Consider the following 22,646-nt stretch of genomic DNA (forward strand, 5'->3'; position numbering starts at 1 on the left):
TTTGCGGACCAGAAACGCTGATCTCATTCTCCACGATGAGATCCAGCTGGCGCGCTTGGGGCCGTAGTGGAACGAGACCTTCACCCTGTGCCAAAGGCTGTACACATCCAAGATCACGAACACGCTCGCGGTGCCCTTGTGCCGGTACTCACAGTCGTAGTGCTCGATCTGCCCCGATTTGGGTCTGATCGGCAGGCGCACTTTGCCGATCAGTAAGCATGAACTCCAATCGAGGGGAGCGTCACTTCTGCAATAACCGCTACTTTCTGCCCCCGTCAGCTTCTCGAAAGCTAACCATCGTAGTTTGAGAATGTTGGATCTCTCGGTGGCGATTCTGCCTTGAGCATCATGCAACAGCTCGAACGGATATTCATCCGAGCTACGTCAAACAGCTCGGAATAGTTTGTTTCTCGCGGGTCAGATGAGGATAGAAATGGGCGGCTGCATCTCTCGGCTGAGCGGAAGTCATGACACCTCTCAGCACGATCAATACGTTCAGGAGACCGAATTTGCCGCTCACGTCCGGTCCTTACGGCCAAGCCAGTCTCGATCCATTCAACGCCAGTCGCCAGGGTCATCTCGCCCCACCGACGACGGGACTACATCGAGCGCTGACGAGGCCCCACGCATTGGCGAGAAGCTCCAATTGCTCTCCCAAACGCTGCAGCGTGCGAGGCAAGCGCAACTTTCATCTGGCCTGATGGAATACGGTCAGCAGGTCGCTTCCTATTTGTCTGCCAACAAACAGCCTGACGACCAACTCCTGTCGTTGGACATTGACAATTTTCATCAATTGGCGGCCAGCTATAACCAGCGCTCCTCGGACCTTAACCTTAGGCACATAGATTCGCCCGCCCAGTTTCTCGCTGCGCTGGTCCACCAGTCCTCAGATTGCGCCTGGCGCGCTGTCGTGCGACTGAAGGACGGTGAAATGCACCACGTTTCCGCCGATGTTCGGATGCGCGCGGGTGCAGCTCCGACCATCATCGTGATGGAGCCAGCCAACCTTTATACGTTCATAACTTTCTATTTTGGACTGCGGCAGCAATCGATACAACAGCTTGGAACGGAGCCGAAGTGGGCCTTTATCGATGTCGGTGCCCAGAAGTCTGCTGCAGACTGCGTAATGTTTAGTATGCAGTTTGCGCTAGCCGCATACAGGCATGCGCAAACCTTCGACCAGTGGCATGACAACCTTTATCGGCATGGAACGATAGCGGACAATAGTGGCGATCGCAGCGCCTACATGCCTTCGCCCGACGCCATGCTGGAGTATGCCCAAATCAACCTATTCCACGGGGAGAGGTTTCTTCCGGCATTGTTTTATAAGCACTCGCACTCCAGCGGAGCAATTGAAGACGTCGCAGCTCATCAACCCCGCATTAAAGAAATAGACTTGAGCACTAGCAGGCGAGCCCCAAAAACGGAGCCATTGAGCGAACGCCTCGAAGCCTTTGCCGTTAGACGGGACTCCCACCGGTATAGCGCATCTATAGAGACGTCGAGAGCAACAAAAATCCGCACCGCGTTGGACGGGATGCTGCCCGATAGCCCAACATAGGCCGCGGGGAATTACTCTCGATAGGTCTGCGCTGGAGAACTCATTCTCGGCTGGGCAGGGGCTCACCGTCTCGCACGACAGGATCTCATGCGCGGTCAGTTTGACCATTTGCCTGCCAGCAGTTCCAACGGGAGCGGCCGGCTTGGAGGATTCGAGCAGGCGTTTGTCACCAGCAGCGCTTCTTCCTTGCCCGTGAGACCCCCGGGCCGAAAGCGAGATGCAGGACTATACTATTTTCGCGTCAGCCCCCTTGGTTCACCAAGTCAGCCCCCTTGGTTCACCAAATGGTGCTGATGCTGGAACGAACTGGCGTCATCAGAAGGCAGCCGAGGACAGCTCGCAGCATCGAGGCCCTCATTGATTCCAAAAGCCTCCTGGAGCCAATCTGACTGCCCTGGACGCAACCCGTCAAAATCACTGTGCAGAGCCACTAGCTAGGGTCGGATCCTTAGAGAGCCAAGGCATTGCGCCGTGCCCACCTTTGCCTTTGAGGGAAATCCTGAAGATGTCGATGCTGGCCATGAGGCTACCCTGTCGGTAGCCGATCGTTCCCGATGGCGCAGCGGCACTAATATGCTGCCCCATCACGACATCGACCTTGGGGTCGTCGAGTGCGCCGGCCTCGACCATGGCAGATGCCCCGCTAGGCGTTGGCCCGGGCCCCAGTTCTTCAGCCGGCTGCAGGCATGAGCGACCGGCGTCGGCTTGCCGAGGTAGTCGCCCCGGGCGGTGGACTTGAAGGGCACATCGCTACGCTCCTCGACTGGCAGCGCATCCATGTCAGCGCGCAACGCAACCACCGGGCCTGGCTTGCCACCGCGCAACACTGCTTTGATGCCGGTCTTCGCGATACCAGTCTGCATCTCGATGCCCGGCATCTTCGCGAGGGCCTCCGCAATGTATGCCGCAGGGTGCACCTCCTGGTACGAAAGCTCGGCGTGCTGATGAATATGGCGTCGCCATTGGATCACCTGGGCCTCGGATGCATCGGCGAAGGCCAGTGCCTGCTGCGCCAGTGCAGAAGAGGCCGCGGACGCATGCTGGCTCGCAGCACTGCTACTCAGAAGGCTAGGCCGCAGCGAGTGCGAAAAGTCGATGTCGAGGTTTCATGGATGCCCGAGGGATAAGGACGTTCAATCTCCATCGATACTCTAAGGGGAGCCGAATATAAGAAAAGACAAACTTCGAGGCACCGGTATGAATTTCCTCTATCACCTCGTTTACACCTTTGGGGAGATGCGCATAAAAGAACCCTCTATGCAGATGAGCCTCCGCCAGCTGCGGGCCTTCAAAACTGTGGCAGAAGCCGGTAGCGTCCGCGAGGCTGCGCGCATACTCCAGCTGACACAGCCGGCCATCACGCATGCGGTGCGCGAGCTTGAGCGCGGCATTAGTACAACGCTATTCTTACGCAGCAGCACGGGCGTGCGCTTGACCGAGATAGGTGCGGCACTACTCCGTCGCGCTCACCTGGTTCTCGCCGAAGTGCAGCGCACGCACGATGAGATCACTCAGCTGCGTGACGGCACAGGAGGGCAGCTATGCGTTTCGGTCAGCTCGTCAGCGGCAACCTACGCATTGGCGCCGACGGTGAGTGCGTTCAGGAAGTTGCGACCGGGCGTCGCGATCGAGCTTCACGAATTGACCTGGGTTGCGACGGATGAGCGCTGGAGGAGCGGCTTCTTTGATTTTGCGGTGGTCAGCGAGGTAGGCGATGCAGCCGACGAGTGGGAGCGCGAGCTTTTGTTTCAGATGCCGCTCGCCATTATCGTGCGCGCCAAGCATCCACTCGTTCGAGCACGCTCGATCCTCCGCCTCGCGGACAGCATGTGGGTCGTACCCACTTATGGGCCCGAGGTGCTGAGACGTGTCTTTGAGGCTAGCAAGGGAACGCCGCCTCGGGACATCATGGTTTGCCAAACACTGGCTGTGCTGTTGCCACTGGTACGGCAGGCAGACGCGGTAGGAATCGTGTCGGGTTGGTTGTTTCGCAACCGAGCGGCGGCACGGGGGTTAACTCCGCTCGGGAATACCCAGCAGCTACCGAAGGCCCGCGTATCAATCGTGATGCGCGATTCGTCTTTGCTGACACCTGCAGCACGCTTATTCAGAGAATGTCTCAAGGAATCGGCGGCATCCATCGGTGCCTGAGAGCGCTGCGGCTCTTGGCGGGTATCCAGTGGGTACAATATGCGCATCGAACCGACCGAACCCTGCCTGTATCCCGGCTCTCTACAGCAACTTCCGTTATTCTGCATTGCGGCTCGCGATAAGGTAAGAACGAAACATAATCATGAGCTGTCTTTCGGCCTCGGCGCGCGCGGCAGCGGACATGACCCGTTCGCAGAAAGCCGGCACCGTTCCGTAAATCACTGCTGTGATGGTTTGGGCAATCACGTGCGGATCGACAAAAATGGCTATCGCGAGTGGCGGACAGCGTCGCCTCGATCGATCTTTCACTGCGCCGCATGTCTGGCATTGGCACGATGACGGCCCGCGCATTCAAGGCGGCCATCGACAATCCGAAGCGCTTCACTTCGTCGACCAAAGTCGGTCCGTACCTCGGGCTGACGCCGCGCCAATATCAGCCTGGCGAGAGCGAATGGATTGGCGGTAGGAGGCCTCTTCATATCGGGCTTCGAGAAACCGGTGCACGGGGCTGACACGGCCGTCGCCGAATCCAGAGCTAGAAACGACCTAGGCGGTCGTTGGCGCAAAGGAGTGTCATTCGCCTGCAATATTGCAGGCGAATGACATTCTGTGTTTTCACGCGGCTTGTCAGACTTGGTTTCAGCCGCCGTCAACGCAGAGTTCGGTGCCTGTTAGACAGGACGAGTCATCGACGGTCAGGGATCGTTCTCTCCGATCAGCTCGCCTTCGAGCGGAGAGCGCTCCTTTGTAGATATATGATCCCAAAAAGGATCAGGCCGAAGACGATTGGATGAATCCAGTCGTGATGAAAGACCGTCAACTGCAGGACGAAGGCTGCGATATCGATCGGCACCAGCAGCAGTAGGGCGGCCCACGGAGAGAAACGCGGCACTAGAACACCAACCCCACCGATAACCTCCAAAGCCCCAGTGAAATACATAAACCAGAGGCCCAGATGGTTGAAATCTTCAATCATCATGGGCGTTGCCACCAGTTTCATCGCACCGGTAGCAATGAAAACAAAGGCCATGAGGCCACGCAGAACCCAAAGACTGGTTTTCCCGGGTTTCAGCACAGAGTCTTCAGACATACGATCACACGCCTATTCTAATGAGCGATGGTCAAATCCATTCCGCAAGGTCATCAGCCTAGAGCGGATGACCTTGTCGTGCTTGGTCGCAGGAACTATCAGACTTGGTTCCAGCCGCCGTCGACGCAGAGTTCGCTGCCTGTCAGATAGGATGAGTCATCGGAGGCCAGGAACAGGACGGCCTTTGCGATCTCATCGACGGTGCCGCTGCGGTGCATCGGAATTTGGGCATGCACTTGGGTCTTGGTCTGCTGGATCATCTCCTCACTCACACCCGATTTGCGCGCTTGGTCAGTGTCGATGTAGCCGGGCGCCATGGCGTTCACTCGTATGCCCTTATCGATGAGTTCCGCCGTGAGCGAGCGTGCCAGCGAGCGAACGGCAGCTTTGCCCGCCGAATAGACGCTGACATAGGGCATGCCCTTCGTGCTCAGGGTCGTGGTGTTGAGGACGATCGAGCCGCCGGACGTCATGAGCGGCAGGAGCTTCTGGACCGTGAAGTACGTTCCCTTGAAGGTACAGGCGATCGTGAAATCGAATTCTTCCTCCGACATATGTTCAAACATGTTCGGTCGCGCCGCACCGGCGTTCGCGAAGATGATGTCGACACGGCCGTGCTTTCTCTCGACAAACGCACGCAGTGCTTCAATGTCCGCCATCTTCGAAATATCGCAGCCGATCGCGTCGGCGCCGTTTCCGATGCCCTGCGCCGCGGCATCGAGCCTCGCCTGATCGCGCCCGGTGATGATGACCTTCGCGCCCTCGCGTGCGAACAGCTTGGCTGTCGCCAGTCCCATTCCATCGCTGCCGCCGGTGATGACAGCGACCTTACCGCCTAGTTTTCCCATATTTCGTCTCCTATTTCGTCCTTTGGCGTGCCCGATGTGAACTGCACCATTTATGGAGCTTGATTTGTTTTCCTACATTTCTGGCGCTCCTTTTGCCTTGGACAGACAGAATAGCACTCGCCTAATTTCCTATGTCGGCATACAGAAATGGATGGCGTGGACCAACCCGATCTGGTCGAACCGGCGCGAGCAGCAGCTTTTGCTCGTTCTAAAGGTTGCGAAGTGATCGAGGCCGAGCGTGTGACATCGAATCGCAGATCGGCGCCAGAATTCGGCATGTTCTCTTGTGAACGCGCAGCAATTCTGCGTGGCCGGGCAGCATTGGTCCTACGTCCGTAGCTCACGATCAAATAGTTAGCGCTTCACCGACAGCGATCGCTTTCCGAGAAGCCGTGGCAACGGTGGCCTACCTCGCGACAGAGATGACTTGGAAGCCATGAACAAGCTGATGTGTCCTGATACGCAAACGATCTCGTCCGCTCCATTTTCACCCCTCAAAAATACCACCTTTCGCGCAATCTGGCTCGCTTTCGCTCCGCGATCATGTCGCGCGAAAGCATGGCCGCGTCGAGATCCTCTTTGCAAATGCCGGAAGCGTTTTTTAGGCCTCATGCGCGAGCGCCCTCGCGTCCGGAGTCGCATCGGCGCTCGCCGGCGGCCCCTGTTGCGCAACCTTCAAGATACTTCGCGCTGGAGATGATCGAGCCGACGAAAGACCCAATGGTCCGACGCTTTCATCGTGGAGGGGTCTTGGTCGCGAGAATGGGCGGCTAGGGGGCGAGCTCTTTTTGCTTCAGCATTTTCGCCTTGTCGGTCCCGAGCCAGCTGCGAGTTCACCGATATCCTCGGACCGGGCAGCGAGCCGTTCCAGTCCCATCCGGACTGGAAGCGCGCCCCCTGCGAGGCCCCGAGCGCTGTATCCAAGAGGCGCAGTCCGAATGCTGGTCAAGGGCGAACTATAATCCATGAGAATACACCTACAAAAATATCGACTTTGATACGCATAGGAGACTCCAATAACTCGATCAGAAAATTAAGAATGGAGAGGAACTTGGCCAACAAGATTGGGAAAAGCATGCTTGCTGTATTGGCAGCTTCGGCGTTTTGGCTCGCATTACCAGAGAGAGTTAACGCGGCATCGCTCCGGGTTGGGGTAAGCGCCGCTGATATCGCAACGCTCGATCCTGCGAGGGCGAGCAACACCCAGGACATGACGATCGTATCCTGGGTTTTCAATGGCCTTGTCCGCTTCGTTCCCGGCGGCGCCGACCCGACCAAGATCGAACCCGATCTGGCGGAGAGCTGGACAAGCTCTGATGACGGCCTAGTCTGGACGTTCAAGCTTCGCAAGGATGTCAAATTCCACGGCGAGTATGGGACGTTGACAGCTGACGATGTCGTCTTCTCCTTGCAGCGTGCGAAGAACCCCGAAACCTCGTCCTACTCGAGCGACTATGCCGCCTTCAAGTCGATCGAGGCGATTGATCCCTTGACCGTGCGTATCATGCTGAGCGAGCCCGTTGCTGGCTTCTTGGGCCTCGTGGCCAACTACCATGGCGGAAACATTGTCAGCAAAAAAGCCGTCGAAGCGCTCGGCGCCAAATTCAAGGCAAACCCGATCGGGACGGGCCCGTTCATGTTCGACAAGGCTGTTACGCAGCAGTCAGTCTATCTCAAAGCATTCCCTGGCTATTTCCGGGGTGCCCCAAAAATCAACGACATCAGAATCGATCTTATTCCTTCGGATTCAAGCCGTGAACTTGCCTTCAGATCAGGCGAGCTCGACCTGATTTTCGGTAAGCGCGAGCAGCGCTGGGTCGATCAGGCGAAAGCCTGGGATAATGTCGCGGTCGATATTTTCGTCCCGGGCGAATATCGCACCGTCTTCATAAACATGGCCCGCAAGCCTTTGGATAACGTCAAGGTCCGTGAAGCGATCGCTCACGCGATCAATGTCGACCAGATCGTCCAGTTCGTTGGCGCAGGGGTAGCCGTGAAGGGCTGCTCGGTCGTGCCGAACGACTATCTCGGCGAAGACTGCACCTGGAGCTACAAATACGACCCTGAAGCTTCGAAAAAGCTGCTGGCGGAGGCCGGCTTCAAGAACGGCTTCACCTTGTCGGCGGTCGTCTCATCCAACTCCGCTCAGCAACCCATCATGGAGGTTATTCAGGCCCAGTTGGCAGAAGCGGGGATCAACCTGCAAATGCAGATCGTCGATCATCCGACCTATCACGAACAAATTCGCAAGGATCTGAGCGATGTGGTCTTTTATGGCGCTGCCCGATTTCCCGTCGCAGACAGCTATCTGAGCCAATTTTACCACTCGGGTGCGTCGATCGGAAAACCCACCGCGATGACGAACTTCGCACATTGCGACGCCGGCGATGCCGATATCGCGGCCGCGCGAAAAGCCACGACGGACGAGGAGCGATTGAAACTTTGGTCCGCGGCTCAGAAGAAAATCTACGACCAGGTGTGCGGCGTGCCCCTGTTCAGCCTGATGCAGGTCTGGGTCCATAGCAAAGCCCTGAACTACGGTTACGAACTCAAGGGCTCCTTGAACCTGGCGCCCCCGATTACCGAGCAAACAACGATCAACCGCTGAACGGTTTTCCCCGCCTGACCTTACCGGAGGCAGTTCCGATTATTGTTCAAGGTCGGCGGGCTTTCTCTATGCTGTGAGTTTTGGCGTCTTTGCTGCGGCATGTACTTCTGCAGCGAAGTCAGCGACCAGATCGCTGTTTCTCGCACGGATCGGACAGATAAGCACGTACTCGAAGTCGATGACCGGCGTAAACGGCCTTGATATAATCCGACCGGCAACGTGCTCCAGGGCCAAAGGGTCGGCCACGGTCACGCCCAATCCGGCCGCGACGAGCTCGGCGACATTCGGGGCGGTCGTTGCCTCGATGGCGATGTTTGGCCTCAGGCCGAACCTTTCAAAGGCGGCATCGACCTTGCTGCGCATCGTTCCCGTCGGCGCGAATGCGATGAAGGGTTCATCCTTGAGATCGATCGGAGACAGCTCTGACAGATCGGAAAGCCTGTGTCCCTGGGGCAGCGCCACTACGGCCGGCGGACATTTTACGCGTTCGACCTGAACGGACGAATGTTCGAGGCCGCTGATTACGAGAGCCAGATCGACACGACGAAGCAGGACGGCTTCCGTGAGAAACTGGGAGCTGCGAGCTTCGATGGAAACAAAAACATCCCGATGCCGCTCCTTGAATCCTGCGACCACGCGGGTGATGAATGGGCCCGACAATGCCGGCATGGCGCCGATCAGCAGGTGACCGTGCTCCTCGCGCCGGATTGCGTCCACGGCGCGAGCCAATTGGCGCACGCCGCCGAAGATGCGCTCGACCTCTTCGTACAGACGCATTCCCCGCCCGGTCGGCACCAGACGGCCACTCTCACGCTCGAACAGCTGCAGCCCCGTATCAGCTTCCAGATCCTGGATGAGCTTACTTGCTGCCGGCTGCGAGATTCTCAGGAGTTCAGCAGCGCGGCTGACGGTGCCACTTTCGACGACAGCCATGAGTGCCTCGAGTTGCCTCAGGCTCGGATCCCTCATTGGTTATAACCCCGGCGAATACGCCATCGAACTAAACGACTTTGACTTTCTACACTCGCTTCCTAGGCTCGACAATAACCAATGGAGATGAGGGTGGACGCGGACGTTATCGTTGTTGGGGGAGCCGTTGTTGGAGCCGCCCTCGCCTATGGATGCGCCAAGCAGGGACAAGAAGTCATCGTCCTTGATGGACACGATCAGGACATGCGCGCGGCACGCGCTAATTTTGGTCTTGTTTGGGTTCAGGGAAAGGGATCGAACGCCCCCGCATACCATCAGCTGAGCCGTCAGAGTGCGGACCTTTGGCCGGGCTTTCTTCGCGAGTTGACCGAAACGATCGGGATGCAGGTCGACTATTCCCGACCTGGCGGCATGATTTATTGCTTGAGCGAGGCTGAATACGAAACTCGCGAGGCGCTCAACAAGCGGACGCACAACTATGTGCCGCGGAACGACACGCGAATGGTCGATCGCCGCGAGCTCGAACGAATGATGCCGGCTGTCGGCTTCGGTCCGGAGGTTGTCGGCGCCAGTTATTGTGAGGCCGATGGTCACGTAAACCCATTGCAGCTTCTGGCAGCCCTGCAGCGCGGCATAGTCGCCGCAGGTGGAAAGATGCTTTTTCGCAACACCGTGGAATCGATCGAGCCCGGACCGAGAGGATTTACCGTGAAAGCGGCCCTTGGCACCTATGCCGCGCCGCGCGTTGTGGTTGCCGCAGGTCTCGCGACGCCTGCCCTGACCGACCCTATCGGCTTTAAAATCCCGCTGCGCTCCGAGCGCGGTCAGCTTCTCGTCACCGAACGGCTTCAGCCATTCCTGCCTTATCCCGGCAGTGGCTTGCGGCAGACGGCCGACGGTACCGTCATGATCGGCGCGACAAAGGAAGACGCCACCGATCGGGGCGTAACCGTTGCATCAGCGACGACGCTCGCCCTTCGGGCGACACGAATTATTCCGGCACTGGCGTCGGCGCAGCTGGTCCGTCAATGGAGCGGCTTTCGCGTCATGCCTCCCGACGGTTGTCCGATCTACGCCGAATCCGCAGCCCATCCCGGTCTCTTTGCTGCCGCCTGCCACTCAGGAGTGACGCTTGCGGCGGTTCACGCTGCGATCGTCGCTCCAGCAATGCTTGAAGGAAGGCTGTCGACCGACCTGGCCGCTTTTTCAAATGGAAGATTCGATGTTCAAAAGTGTGCGTGAACAGCTCGGCAAACGGTCCGACATGATCGTGCTCGTGAATGGTGTGGAGACGCCCGCCTGGGACGGCGAGACGGTTGCCAGCGTGCTTCTACGCGTTCCCGGTGCGGGCCGTAGGTCGCCGGTCAGCGGGACGCCAAGGCTGCCTTACTGTCAAATGGGCGTTTGCTTCGAGTGTCTGGCGATCGTGGACGGAATTGCTTCCACTCAAGGATGTCTCGTTCCGGTCCGACCTGGGATGCGAATTGAAAGCCAGCGCGGTCCGCGAGAGATCTCACGATGAGTTACGATGTCGCGATCGTCGGCGCGGGTCCCGCCGGTATGAGCGCTGCTATTCGCCTGCGCGAGTTTGGCGCTTCCGTGGTTGTTATCGACGAACAACCTTCGCCGGGCGGACAGATATTCAGGGGGATCGAGCGGAATGCCAGCAGTCCCGTTTTCCCGGCGCTCGGCAAAGACTATCAGAAGGGACAGGCACTTGCGGCTGCCTTTCGGGTGTCCGGCGCGGAATACCTGCCGTCGACACAGGTCTGGCAAATCGAAGACGGTTGGAATCTTTATCTGACTGCCGAGGGCAAAGCCCAGCGTATCGCAGCTCGCGCAGTATTGCTTGCCAACGGCGCCCAGGAACGACCAGTGCCGTTCGCAGGCTGGACCCTACCGGGCGTGATGACCGTAGGGGCGGCGCAAATCCTTCTCAAGTCTGGAGGGATGTTGCCTGAGGGCAAGGTCTGGATTGCCGGAGCAGGCCCCTTGCCGCTTCTCTATGCAACCCAGCTCCTCAACCTCGGTGGTCGCATTGCCGGTTTTCTCGACACCTCGACACCTCCCCGCCTGTCCGCCTTGCGCCGTCTCCCCGGGGCCTGGCGTGACTTTGGCGGCTTGCTCAAAGGCCTACGGTGGCTTCGCGGGATCAAGCGCAGCGGCATAATAGTGCGGGGATTCTCAGACTTGCGAGCCGAAGGCAACGAGCACCTCGAGCATCTGACCTGGGAGATGGAGGGAAAACGCCATCGTGTCGAAGCGGACGTGCTGTTGGTTCACGAGGGTGTCGTGCCGCGCATCCACGAAACGCTGGCGCTGGGCTGTGCCCATCACTGGAATGACGAACAGGGATATCTGGCGGCGAAGGTCGACCGGTGGGGAGAAAGTAGTCGCAAGAGTCTTTTCGTGGCCGGTGATGCGAGCGGAATCGGCGGCTGGCTGGCCGCAACCATTTCCGGAGAGATCGCAGCACTCGGCATCGCAGGCCGGCTCGGGATTTCCTCCGAAACAGACAGGCTTCGAAAGAGGGCGCATCTCGATCGGCGCCGTAAGCGAGCGCTCGCCTTGCGGCCGTTCCTCGATGCCATGTATCCCCCTCCGCGGAACCGGCTCCCCGACGATGTCATCGCGTGTCGCTGTGAGGAAGTCACAGCCGGCGCTATTCGTGCCGCCGCACGCAACAGCCCCGCCGATCCCAGCGCGGTGAAGGCTGCGACACGTTGCGGAATGGGTCCGTGCCAAGGGCGCCAGTGCGGCTATACGGTTCAGGCGCTGCTCGCAGAGGTCCATGGTCTTCCGGTCAGCGAGGTCCGTTTCTTCCACATCAGACCGCCGTTGAAACCGGTCACTCTTGGAGAGATCGCATCGTTGGAAAAAGCGGATCGCGCGACATGAGCGCCGACGTCCTGATCATCGGAGGCGGCCTGCACGGCCTTTCTGCGGCGCTTCAGGCCGCACGTCGAGGTGCGGCTGTGCAACTCGTCGAGAGACATTTTCTCGGACGGCACGCTTCGGGCGCAACAGCCGCCGGTGTGCGCACCCTCGGTCGCGACGGTGCCGAATTGCCTCTGAGCCTCGAGGCTGCCAGGGACTGGCATGACATGGAGGGTCTCGTCGGCGACGACTGTGGCTTCGTCGCCTGCGGCCAATTGCAAGTTGCCGAAGACGAGCTGTCGCTGACGAAGATTGAGATGCGTATCAAGCGGCTCCAAGCCATGGGCCATTTCCATGAGCAGATGGTCGGCCCCGATGAGATACGAAGCCTTCTGCCAGGTATATCAGCCCATTGCCTGGGTGGTGCATGGGTGTCCAGCGATGGCTCGGCCGATCCGCATCGAACCATCAGGGCTTTTCGAGACGCAGCCATCCGGGCCGGCGTAGATATCATAGAAGAATGCCTCGTGACGGCCTTGACCCGATCCGCAACCGGTTGGCGAGCCGAGACGTCACGTGGCGTCTTCGAGGCTGAGATAGTCGTCAACGCGGCGGGTGCCTGGGCGGATCATGTTTCTCACCTTGCAGGTGATCCGCTACAGCATGAGATCCGCACCTCTATGATGGTGGTAACGGAACGTTCCGCCTCCAGAATCAAGCCCGTCGTTGGATCATTCGGCAAGAAGCTGTCGTTGAAACAGACCTCTCAGGGGACTTTTCTCATTGGAGGTGGCTCTCAAGGAAAACTGGCAGCGGATCGGCAATCGGCCACCGTCGACGTCGTCGCGCTGGCAGCATCAATGCAAGCGGCGGTCCGCGTATTTCCCGAACTGGAAGGCGTGCGGATCGTCAGAACATGGGTGGGCATGGAAGCGATGACTTCCGACCACCGTCCAGTCATCGGCTTTTCGCAGCAGGTCGAGGGCTTAATACATGTCTTCGGCTTTTCCGGACATGGATTTCAGCTCGTTCCATCCGTCGGACGGGTCGTCGCTGACCTGATCTGTCAGGGTCACACCAATCACGATCTCGACGCTTTCTGCGTAAGCCGCGTCTCCATTGAAAGGGTTGCCGCATGATAGGTTATGCGATCCGAAGACTTGCGCTCGCGATCCCCACATTGATCGCCATGCTCACCATGGTCTTTGTTCTGGTGCGCCTGGTTCCCGGCGACGCCGCCGTTGCCATGCTCGGTGACCGAGCAAGCAATGCGGCGCTTCAGGCGCTGAGGACGCAGCTAGGCCTCGACCAACCAATCGGGGTCCAATACCTGCATTTTCTGACGGACATGCTGACCGGAAATTTCGGTCGCTCGATGGTGAGCGGTCGCACAGTGCTCGAAGAGGTCGCCCTCGTTCTTCCTTATACGCTTGAACTCACCGCAGCAGCGATGCTGATCGGCACGCTACTCGGCATTCCATTAGGCGTGATAGCCGCCGTCCGTCGAGACCAATGGCCCGATTATGTCAGCCGCATTCTATCTCTTGTAGGCCTTTCCTTCCCCGGCTTCGTCTCGGCGATCCTGATGCTTTTGGCGTTTGCGGTCTGGCTGCATTGGCTACCCGTCATGAGCCGCGCCACCAACGACCCCATCGATCATCTTCGGAATCTATTGCTCCCCGCCCTGAACCTGGGGCTGATCATGACCGCTTATATCGCGCGCGTAACACGCTCCTCGATGCTCGACGTCATGGGCGAAGACTATATTCGGACGGCCCGTGCAAAAGGTGTTCGCCCACGAAGCCTCATTTTGCGGCATGCTCTTGGCAACGCTCTCATTCCCATCGTGACGGTGGTGGGCCTCTATTTCGGGACCCTCATCGGCAATTCTGTGCTCACCGAGATCGTTTTCACTCGTCCGGGGCTCGGCAAGCTCATCCTGGGTGCTCTGCAATCCCGTGATTACACGATGCTTCAAGGACTGATGGTGGTCTTTGCAACCTTCGTCATCATCGTGAACACGGTCACCGATCTCATCTACGCCCTTGTCGATCCCAGAGTGGGTCTTGCCCAATGACCGACGCTACTGTTTCTCAGGCCGCACCGAAGCGGCAGCCGAACCCGGTCCTGACGGCATTCCGTCGCAACCGCTTTTCGTGGGTCGGCATCGGCCTTCTGACGCTGATCATTCTGCTCGCCGTTTTCGCGCCGCTCGTCTCACCCTTCGATCCGTTGAAGCAGAATATTCTTCATCGACTAAGCCCGCCGTCCGCCCAGTTCTGGCTGGGAACGGACAGCTACGGACGCGATGTGCTCTCGCGGCTGCTCTACGGAGCACGCATATCGCTATCGATCGGTTTCTTTTCCGTACTGGTCGCAATGGTGGTCGGGTCAGCATTCGGGATCCTGGCGGGCTATATCGGCGGTGTGTTCGATCAGATCGTGATGGGTATCGTCGACGTGATGCTGTCGTTTCCGACGCTGCTGTTGGGTCTGATGGTCGCGGCAATGCTCGGCGCCAGCTTCGAAAATCTGATCATTGCGATTGCCATCACGGAAACCGCTCCATTTGCCCGTGTGGCGCGAGCTCCGACGATCGCCGTGAAGCGGCGCGAATTCGTCGAGGCGGGTCGCTCGCTTGGCTTTTCGCCGTCCCTGATCATGGGGGTTCATATCCTTCCGAACATCCTGTCCGACATTGTCGTTGTCGCTTCGCTGTGGATGGCGTCCGCCATTCGCACCGAAGCGTCATTGGCGTTCATCGGGCTCGGCGTTCGACCGCCTACCGCGACATGGGGTGGCATGATCCGTGAGGGTTTCGAGAACATCCTGAGTGCCTGGTGGCTGGTTGTCTTTCCCTCGCTGGCCATCCTCCTGACCGTGCTCGCCCTGAACATTCTTGGTGACGCGCTGCGCGATGCGATCGACCCGAAAACAAGGAGCGCGCAATGACGTCGCCCATTCAAGAGGCCGCCGCCGGGCAAATTGCGGTATCCGCGGCCCCTGTCCTTTCCGTTCGCGATCTCACGACCTCGTTCAAGGTCGATGATGGCTGGAAAACCGTCATCCGCAATATTTCGTTCGACATCGCGCCACGAGAGACGATGGCGATCGTCGGTGAATCAGGTTCGGGTAAATCGGTTACGTCCCTCTCGATCATGCGCTTGCTGGCGCCCCGATCGAGCCGCGTGGACGGCAAAGTTCTACTGTCCGGAAGAAATTTGTTGTCTCTTCCGGAAGAGGATATGCGCCAGATCCGCGGCAACGAGATTTCGATGATCTTCCAGGAGCCGATGACCTCGCTCAACCCGATCATTCCCATCGGCAAGCAGATCGCTGAAGCACTCACTGTCCATAAGGATATTTCCAAAGCTGACGCCAGAGCCGAAGTCCTCAGGCTGCTTGAAAAGGTTCGGATTCCGAACGCCAAGGGTCGATACGACGAATATCCGCATCAGTTTTCCGGAGGCATGCGCCAGCGCGTGATGATCGCGATGGCGCTCGCGTCGAAGCCGAAACTCTTGATCGCCGACGAACCGACGACAGCGCTGGATGTGACCATCCAAGGCCAGATTCTCGACCTGATCAAGACCCTACAGGAAGAGGAAGGAACGTCGGTCCTCTTCATTACCCACGATATGGGTGTCGTGGCGGAATTGGCTGACAGAACCATCGTCATGTTTCGTGGAGATGCGGTCGAAACCGGCGCGACGGCCGACATCTTCCACCGTGGGAAGCATCCATACACTCGCGCGCTGCTTTCGGCCGTACCGCGCCTCGGTTCGATGGGCGATCGGAAGCTGCCGCTGCGCTTCCCGATACTGGACACGAAGACTGGCGAACAACAGGCGCTTCCCGACGTCGCCGATACAGTCGCCAGAGGCAGGGCGCCGATCCTCGACGTCAAAGACCTGACGATGCGCTTCAATATCCGCTCCGGGCTGTTCAGCCGCAGAGTTGGGGCGGTACATGCCGTTGAAAACGTGTCTTTCAACCTGTTCGAGGGCGAGACGCTGTCGCTGGTAGGGGAGTCGGGATGCGGCAAATCCACCGCCGGCAGATCAATTACGCGACTGGTGAAGCCAACCGGCGGAAGTGTCGTGGTTGATGGTCAGGACGTGATGAAGCTTGACCATTCCGCACTTCGCAAGATGCGACGCTCGATCCAGATGGTGTTTCAGGATCCGTATGCCTCGCTCAACCCGCGTCTGAGCATCGGATCGGCGCTGGTCGAGCCGTTTATTCAACATCGGCTTGGCGCGGGCGTACAAGCTCGCGACAAGGCGGCAGTCTTGATGGAAAAGGTCGGGTTGTCGCCAGACATGATGCGGCGTTATCCTCATGAATTCTCCGGCGGGCAACGTCAGCGGATCGCGATCGCCCGAGCGCTCATGCTGGACCCGAAAGTCATCGTTGCCGATGAAGCGGTGTCGGCGCTCGATGTGTCGATCAAGGCGCAGGTCTGCAATCTGTTGCTCGATTTGCAGCAAAGCCTCAATTTGGCCTTCCTCTTCATCTCCCACGACATGGCCGTTGTTGAGCGGGTGAGCCACCGTGTTGCGGTCATGTATCTCGGCGAGATCGTTGAAATCGGACCGCGCGCGGCTGTGTTCGAAGATCCGCAACATGCCTACACGAAAAGGCTCATGTCGGCGGTACCAGTGCCGGACCCTGCGCGGCGCAGGATCCGACGGGGCATCGCCGGTGACGAACTAAGGAGCCCGGTCCGACCGATCGGATATGAACCACCCGCAAGGCAGTACCGGGAGGTGTCGGAAGGTCATCTGGTCAGGGTGAACGGAGCCGATTGAGGTCCCCCTGTTCTACGCGTCGTGTCGAATGCGGCCGCGTGCTTGGAAGTTCGTGTCAAACGAACGCGACCGAATTTCACGCAAGCTCAAGAAGGTGGCGTATGGTCGGCGCCATACTAAACTCCGGCGCAGTCTCCCTGTCGGGGCAGCAGCTCAAACGTTGCACGGGGGTTGCCCCCCGCTTGACCCGCGGTGGAAAACTTCTGATCTCAATAACCAAGGGCGATGCCATCCCGACGGGAGTCAGCCCCACCTCTGAGAAGTCCGCGTTTGCGGTCGATCCATATCGCCTGGGCTGTTCCGAGTGGATTTGACGCTCGCGTAGGAAGGTGCCCCAACGCACGAAGCCCCTCGACGATCTTAGCCGGAACGGTCGCTTCGACCTCCAGTACGTCGCCGCGTGCGAAGATACGCGGTTGGTCGATCGCTTCCTGCACCGACATTTTGTGATCGAGTAGGTTCGACAGGACCTGGATCTGTCCAATGGGCTGGAAATGCCCTCCTGTCACGCCGAACGACAAGACGCATTCGCCGCCTCGCGTCAGCATGGCAGGCAGTATGGTGTGCATTGGTCGCTTGCCACCCGCGAGGACGTTGGGATGGCCGGGGTCGAGCACAAAGCCGAAGCCGCGGTTGTGCAGCAGGACGCCGCATTCGGGTGCCACGATGCCGCTGCCGAAATCGTCGAAGACAGAGTTGATAAATGAAACCGCGGTGCGATCTCTATCTACGACGGAGAGGAACACGGTATCTTTGTGTTCCGGCATTGTGATCGGCGTGATGTCAGTCAGCCGACCGCTCAATGATATCCGGCGAGAAAGGATGTCGGCACGGGCTGATGAGGTCATGCGCTCGACTGGCACATGCCCGCTGTCGGGATCGGCGACGAAGGCGTCGCGCTCCGCATAGCCAATGCGCGCGATCTCGGCCAAGAGATGGTAGCGCTCCACCGATACGGGAGCGAAGCCCGCGACGTTATGACGGTCGAGCAGACTTGCCATGGCTAGAGCAGCAACGCCTGAGCCATTCGGCGGACATTCCCACAGCTCCAAACCACGGTAGGACGCGGATATTGGCCGCTCGTAGCGCGGCCGGAAGGCAGCAAAATCCTCGACGGTATGAAAACCACCGAGCGAGCGCAGAGCCTTTACGATGCTCTCCGCAATCCATCCCTCGTAAAACACGTCGGCCCCCTTTGCGGCGACATCCCTAAGGGTGCGGGCCAGCATAGGCTGCGTGTGCAAATCGCCCGGGGCCGGCGTTTCACCGTGGGGGAGAAAGACCGCAGTCGTAGCAGCCAGACGAGAGAGCTTCGGCATCTGCCCCGCCCAGTCCCTCGCCAACCGCTCAGCGACAGGATAACCGTTTTCCGCAGCGGCGATGGCAGGTGAAAGGAGACGCGCGAGATCAAGCGTTCCGTGATCCTCGGCCAATCGGGCCCACGTTCGCAAGGCACCTGGAACAGTAACCGCGTGCGCACTCTCGGGGTCGAGTGTCGTTACGCCGGCTTCTGCGAGCCGTTCGACACTCGCGGCCGACGGCGCCGCTCCGGATCCGTTCAGCGCGATGATCGGTTGCCCTTCCCGCTTCAGCAGAACAAAGCAATCCCCACCCACGCCGGTCTGGGTTGGCTCAATGACAGCAAGCATAGCTCCGGCCGCCACGGCTGCATCTATGGCGTTGCCGCCTTCGCGCAGCACGTCGATTGCGGCCAGCGTGGCCAGCGGGTGCGGGGTCGCGGCCATTCCGTTGACGCCGAATGCTTCGGAACGTCCCGGCGATTGGAAATCTCTCATGTTAGTCAGACCTTCGGGAGGATGGGACGCCGGTTGGCTCCCAACCCTTCACGTCCAAAAAAGGGCCGGGGCACGAGCCCCGGCAAGTTTGGGAGGTAAGAAGTCGAACGCAGTCTCAGGAAACTGAGCTTGGTCTCAATTCAATGCCTAAAACCGCGCTCGCCAAACAGCGGATAGCTCCAGCTTCGCCGCGAGAATGTTTTCACGGAGGATCGGCTGCATTTGATCTTTCAATAGGCTAGCGCACTGCCAACAGAGCCTACCCGTAGTGCGTTTGATGGTCAGAAACGCGTCGAAATGCGCTCCTATTCTGCAAGAATGTTGCAGAATAGGGTCGGATTTCGCAAAGCCGCCACCTTGTGAGATGCCGTTCGATCATGAAGATGCAGGGATCGAGCGTGCATCTTCCGCACGAAAGCCTGCCCGACCCGCTCGATCGCATGTTCCCAAGGACTATCTTATCGCTATAGCAACATATCCACGCATAGCGATCGTGACCTAAAGCGCGATGGAATTGGCGAAGGCGCCGTTGAAGGCTCCAACCGCTGAGCGTACGGCGCCGACGATCGCGATGTCCCTATCATCTATCATGAGAATTCCTCCCGAATATCGACGCCGCTGCGCTATTTCTTCTTTTGCGGCGGCAGGTCGGTGCAATGGCCCTCGAAGACCTCGGCCGCCATGCCGATGGATTCGCCGAGCGTCGGATGCGGATGAATGGTCTTGCCGATATCGGACGGCTCGCAACCCATCTCGACCGCGAGGCAGATCTCGCTGATGAGATCGCCCGCATGCGTTCCGACGATCCCGCCGCCGATCACGCGGTGCGTGGCCGTGTCGAACAAGAGCTTGGTGAAGCCCTCGTCACGGCCGTTGGCGATGGCACGGCCGGAAGCGGCCCACGGGAAGACCGACTTGCCGAACTTGATGCCCTCGGCCTTGCACTGGTCCTCGGTCTTGCCGGCCCAGGCGACCTCGGGATCGGTATAGGCGACCGACGGAATCTGCCGCGCGTCGAAATAGGATTTTTCGCCGTGGGCGACTTCCGCCGCGACATGGGCTTCGTGCACGGCCTTGTGCGCGAGCATCGGCTGCCCCACGATATCGCCGATCGCGAAGATATGCGGCACGTTCGTGCGCATCCGCTTGTCGACGTCGATGAAGCCGCGATCGGTCACGGCAACGTCGGCCTTGTCGGCGCCGATCTTCTTGCCGTTCGGACTGCGGCCGACGGCCACGAGAACGAGATCATAGACTTGCGGCCCTGAAGGCGCCTGCTCGCCCTCGAAGGTCACTTCGATGCCGGCTTCGGTCGCCTTGGCGCCCACCGTCTTGGTCTTCAACATGACCTTGTCGAAGCGCTTTGCGTTCATCTTCTCCCAGACCTTGACGAGGTCCCGGTCGGCGCCCTGCATCAGTCCGTCGAGCATTTCGACGACGTCGATGCGGGTGCCGAGCGTCGAATAAACCGTCGCCATCTCGAGCCCGATGATGCCGCCGCCGATCACCAACATGCGCTTGGGGATCGACTTGAGCTGGAGTGCACCGGTCGAATCGACGATGCGAGGATCTTCAGGCAGGAACGGCAGCTTCACGGCCTGACTGCCGGCGGCGATGATCGCCTTGGCGAACTTGATCGTTTTCTTGCCGCCTGCGGCTGCGACCTCGAGGTGATGCGGATCGAGGAACGTGCCGACGCCGGTCACCACCTCCACCTTGCGCGCCTTCGCCATGCCGGCAAGGCCACCCGTCAGCTTCTTGACCACGCCGTCCTTGAAGCCGCGCAGCTTGCCGAGGTCGACCTGCGGCGGACCGAAGCAAATGCCATGATCAGGCAGATGCTTGACCTCGTCGATTACCGACGCCGTATGCAACAGCGCCTTGCTCGGGATGCAGCCGACATTGAGACAGACGCCGCCGAGCGTGTCGTAACGCTCGACCAGCACGGTCTTCATGCCGAGATCGGCGGCGCGGAAGGCCGCCGAATAGCCGCCCGGGCCAGCGCCCAGCACCAGCATGTCGCATTCGATATCCGCCTTGCCGGAGTAGGATGATGCAGAGGGCGCGGCAACGGGCGGTGGAGCGGCGCGAGCCGGCGCTGCGGGAGCGGGCTTGGGTGCAGCCACCTCTCCCGCGGCTTCCAGCACGAGGATTGCCGTTCCCTCGCTGACTTTATCGCCCACCTTGACCTTCACGTCCTTGACCACGCCGGCGTGCGAGGACGGAATCTCCATCGACGCCTTGTCGGACTCGACCATGATCAGGCTGGTGTCGACCGCGACGGTCTCGCCCGCCTTCACCAACACCTCGATCACGGCAACATCCTTGAAGTCGCCGATATCAGGGACCTTCACTTCGATCTGCTGAGCCATGCTGCCCCTCCCGATTTCAGAACAGCACGCGCCGCAAATCGGCGAGCACGTTGGCGAAGTAGACGTTGAAGCGTGCGGCCGCCGCACCGTCGATGACGCGATGATCCCAGGACAGCGACAGCGGCAGGGTCAGACGCGAGGTCCAGGTCTTGCCGTCAGCCGAATGCTGCTTCCAGTAGCCCTTGCACACGCCAATGATCGCGACTTCCGGCGCGTTGATGATCGGCGTGAAGTAGATGCCGCCGATGCCGCCGAGCGAGGAGATCGAGAAGGTCCCACCTTGCATCTGGTCGGGCTTGATCTTGCCCTCGCGCGCGAGCTTGGCGAGCTCGTTCATCTCCTTGGCGATCTCCGGAATCGACTTCTTGTCGGCATCGCGGATCACCGGCACCATCAACCCGTTCGGCGTGTCCGCGGCAAACCCGATGTGCCAGTAGTTCTTGTAGACGAGCGTGTCGCCGTCGAGACTGGCGTTGAACTCCGGAAATTTCTTCAGCGTCGCGACGGCCGCCTTCACCATGAACGGCAGGAGCGAGAGCTTCACGCCGCTCTTCTCCAGCTCCTTGTTCATCTTGACGCGGAACTGTTCGAGTTCAGTGATATCGGCCTCGTCATGGGTCGTGACGTGCGGAATGACCACCCAGTTGCGGTGCAGGTTCGCCGCCGAAATCTTCTTGATGCGGCCGAGCTCTTTGCGTTCGACCGGACCGTATTTGGCAAAGTCGACCTTGGGCCAGGGCAGAAGGTCGATGCCACCGACGCCGCCGCCGCTTGCGGCTGCGGCTTGCGGCTTCGCCGGCGCGGCTCCGCCTTTGCCGAAGGCCTCGACGTCCTCGCGCAGGATGCGATCGTGATTGCCCGAGCCCTTCACCTTGCGGAGATCGACTCCCAGTTCGCGCGCGAGCTTGCGCACAGCCGGACCTGCATAGGCGAGTGCGAATGCCCTCTCGTCGACTGAGCCGGCAGGCGCGGCGGCGAGAGCAGCGGCGGGCGCAGGCGCCGATGCCGGCGCAGGAGCGCTCGTGGCCACGGCACCCTCGCTGGTCGCAAGCACGAGGATGATCGAGCCTTCGCTGACCTTGTCGCCGGTCTTGACCTTCACCTCGCGGACCGTGCCCGACAGCGGCGCCGGCACTTCCATCGTCGCCTTGTCGGACTCGAGCGCAATCAGCGGATCCTCGGCCTTCACGCTGTCGCCCGGCTTGACGAAGATCTCGATGACCGGAACGTCCTTGAAGTCGCCGATATCGGGAACGCGCACCTCGGCAAGGCCAGCGGGAGCGCTGACCGGCGATGGCGGCGCGCTGACGACGGGGCGCTTGTCGGATTGCTCCGCACCGGCGCCCTCGAACTGCACGATGACAGCGCCTTCGCTGACCTTGTCGCCGACCTTGACGACGACCGCCTTCACCACGCCCTCCCGCGGCGAGGGCACTTCCATGGTCGCCTTGTCGGATTCCAGCGCGAGGAGCGGATCCTCCGCCTTCACCTTGTCGCCCGGCTTGACGAATATCTCGATCACCGGGACTTCCTTGAAGTCACCGATATCGGGAACCTTGATGTCAATCACACCACTCATCACTCTGCCCTCGGCTCCGCTGA

At 59.7% G+C, this 22,646-nt stretch carries 18 protein-coding genes and 1 pseudogene; 11 read left to right on the top strand and 8 right to left on the bottom strand.

Going from position 1 to position 22,646, the window contains the following annotated elements; genetic code table 11:
• Nucleotides 1–646: 646 nt before the first annotated feature.
• A complete protein-coding gene (locus tag YUU_RS0131270) occupies nt 647–1,561 on the top strand; it encodes a YopJ family acetyltransferase (protein WP_305728043.1) in 915 nt (304 codons plus the stop codon).
• 39 nt (nt 1,562–1,600) lie between these two features.
• Here YUU_RS0131270 and YUU_RS61500 read toward each other — a convergent pair.
• Nucleotides 1,601–1,770 (bottom strand): annotated as a pseudogene (locus tag YUU_RS61500) (IS630 family transposase); the annotation flags it as partial.
• A gap of 375 nt (nt 1,771–2,145) precedes the next feature.
• Nucleotides 2,146–2,532: a hypothetical protein gene (locus YUU_RS60425; RefSeq protein ID WP_027525893.1), complete on the bottom strand. Its 387-nt coding sequence runs from the start codon at nt 2,530–2,532 to the stop codon at nt 2,146–2,148.
• 226 nt (nt 2,533–2,758) lie between these two features.
• On the opposite strand from YUU_RS60425, the gene YUU_RS0131280 reads away from it, so the two are divergent.
• Both YUU_RS0131280 and YUU_RS62810 read left to right on the top strand, forming a co-directional pair.
• A complete protein-coding gene (locus YUU_RS0131280; protein WP_051389981.1) occupies nt 2,759–3,712 on the top strand; it encodes a LysR substrate-binding domain-containing protein in 954 nt (317 codons plus the stop codon).
• A gap of 275 nt (nt 3,713–3,987) precedes the next feature.
• Nucleotides 3,988–4,224, top strand: coding sequence for an IS110 family transposase (locus tag YUU_RS62810; protein WP_027525895.1), 237 nt, complete (start codon nt 3,988–3,990; stop codon nt 4,222–4,224).
• A gap of 203 nt (nt 4,225–4,427) precedes the next feature.
• Here YUU_RS62810 and YUU_RS0131295 read toward each other — a convergent pair whose 3' ends face one another.
• Both YUU_RS0131295 and YUU_RS0131300 read right to left on the bottom strand, forming a co-directional pair.
• A complete protein-coding gene (locus YUU_RS0131295; protein WP_051389982.1) occupies nt 4,428–4,802 on the bottom strand; it encodes a DoxX family protein in 375 nt (124 codons plus the stop codon).
• A gap of 98 nt (nt 4,803–4,900) precedes the next feature.
• Nucleotides 4,901–5,650, bottom strand: coding sequence for an SDR family oxidoreductase (locus YUU_RS0131300; protein ID WP_027525897.1), 750 nt, complete (start codon nt 5,648–5,650; stop codon nt 4,901–4,903).
• 1,051 nt (nt 5,651–6,701) lie between these two features.
• Between YUU_RS0131300 and YUU_RS0131310 the strand changes: the two genes are divergently transcribed.
• Nucleotides 6,702–8,258 (top strand): ABC transporter substrate-binding protein, encoded by a 1,557-nt coding sequence (locus YUU_RS0131310; protein ID WP_245288148.1) that lies wholly within the window; start codon nt 6,702–6,704, stop codon nt 8,256–8,258.
• A gap of 66 nt (nt 8,259–8,324) precedes the next feature.
• Here YUU_RS0131310 and YUU_RS0131315 read toward each other — a convergent pair whose 3' ends face one another.
• Nucleotides 8,325–9,191 carry a LysR substrate-binding domain-containing protein gene (locus YUU_RS0131315; protein WP_245288149.1) on the bottom strand — a complete coding sequence of 289 codons (867 nt, stop codon included), beginning with the start codon at nt 9,189–9,191 and terminating at the stop codon, nt 8,325–8,327.
• A gap of 123 nt (nt 9,192–9,314) precedes the next feature.
• Between YUU_RS0131315 and YUU_RS0131320 the strand changes: the two genes are divergently transcribed.
• From YUU_RS0131320 to YUU_RS0131345, 7 genes are read left to right on the top strand one after another with little or no spacing between them, the layout of a single operon-like run.
• Nucleotides 9,315–10,430 (top strand): FAD-binding oxidoreductase, encoded by a 1,116-nt coding sequence (locus YUU_RS0131320; protein ID WP_027525900.1) that lies wholly within the window; start codon nt 9,315–9,317, stop codon nt 10,428–10,430.
• 22 nt (nt 10,431–10,452) lie between these two features.
• Nucleotides 10,453–10,710, top strand: coding sequence for a (2Fe-2S)-binding protein (locus YUU_RS56880; protein WP_245288153.1), 258 nt, complete (start codon nt 10,453–10,455; stop codon nt 10,708–10,710).
• Nucleotides 10,707–12,086: an NAD(P)/FAD-dependent oxidoreductase gene (locus tag YUU_RS0131325; RefSeq protein ID WP_027525901.1), complete on the top strand. Its 1,380-nt coding sequence runs from the start codon at nt 10,707–10,709 to the stop codon at nt 12,084–12,086. Before YUU_RS56880 ends, YUU_RS0131325 begins: the two co-directional genes overlap by 4 nt.
• The gene (locus YUU_RS0131330; RefSeq protein ID WP_027525902.1) at nt 12,083–13,204 is read left to right on the top strand and encodes an FAD-binding oxidoreductase; all 1,122 of its coding nucleotides are present in this window, start codon (nt 12,083–12,085) and stop codon (nt 13,202–13,204) included. Before YUU_RS0131325 ends, YUU_RS0131330 begins: the two co-directional genes overlap by 4 nt.
• Entirely contained in the window at nt 13,201–14,142 is a 942-nt protein-coding gene (locus YUU_RS0131335) for an ABC transporter permease (RefSeq protein WP_027525903.1), read from the top strand. Before YUU_RS0131330 ends, YUU_RS0131335 begins: the two co-directional genes overlap by 4 nt.
• Nucleotides 14,139–15,017 carry an ABC transporter permease gene (locus YUU_RS0131340; protein ID WP_027525904.1) on the top strand — a complete coding sequence of 293 codons (879 nt, stop codon included), beginning with the start codon at nt 14,139–14,141 and terminating at the stop codon, nt 15,015–15,017. Before YUU_RS0131335 ends, YUU_RS0131340 begins: the two co-directional genes overlap by 4 nt.
• On the top strand, nt 15,014–16,876 hold the full coding sequence (locus YUU_RS0131345; protein WP_051389985.1) for an ABC transporter ATP-binding protein: 1,863 nt from the start codon (nt 15,014–15,016) through the stop codon (nt 16,874–16,876). Before YUU_RS0131340 ends, YUU_RS0131345 begins: the two co-directional genes overlap by 4 nt.
• Nucleotides 16,877–17,085: 209 nt before the next feature.
• Here YUU_RS0131345 and ggt read toward each other — a convergent pair whose 3' ends face one another.
• The 3 genes from ggt to YUU_RS0131365 all read right to left on the bottom strand — a co-directional run bounded on the left by ggt (nt 17,086) and on the right by YUU_RS0131365 (nt 22,623).
• On the bottom strand, nt 17,086–18,621 hold the full coding sequence (ggt, locus tag YUU_RS0131350) for a gamma-glutamyltransferase (RefSeq protein ID WP_245288150.1): 1,536 nt from the start codon (nt 18,619–18,621) through the stop codon (nt 17,086–17,088).
• A 674-nt stretch (nt 18,622–19,295) separates the two neighbouring features.
• A complete protein-coding gene (gene lpdA, locus YUU_RS0131360; RefSeq protein ID WP_027525907.1) occupies nt 19,296–21,044 on the bottom strand; it encodes a dihydrolipoyl dehydrogenase in 1,749 nt (582 codons plus the stop codon).
• Nucleotides 21,045–21,060: 16 nt separating this feature from the next.
• Nucleotides 21,061–22,623 (bottom strand): dihydrolipoyllysine-residue acetyltransferase, encoded by a 1,563-nt coding sequence (locus tag YUU_RS0131365; RefSeq protein WP_027525908.1) that lies wholly within the window; start codon nt 22,621–22,623, stop codon nt 21,061–21,063.
• Nucleotides 22,624–22,646 lie beyond the last annotated feature (23 nt).

It is taken from the genome of Bradyrhizobium sp. Ec3.3 (assembly GCF_000472925.1).
Taxonomy (GTDB): Bacteria; Pseudomonadota; Alphaproteobacteria; order Rhizobiales; family Xanthobacteraceae; genus Bradyrhizobium.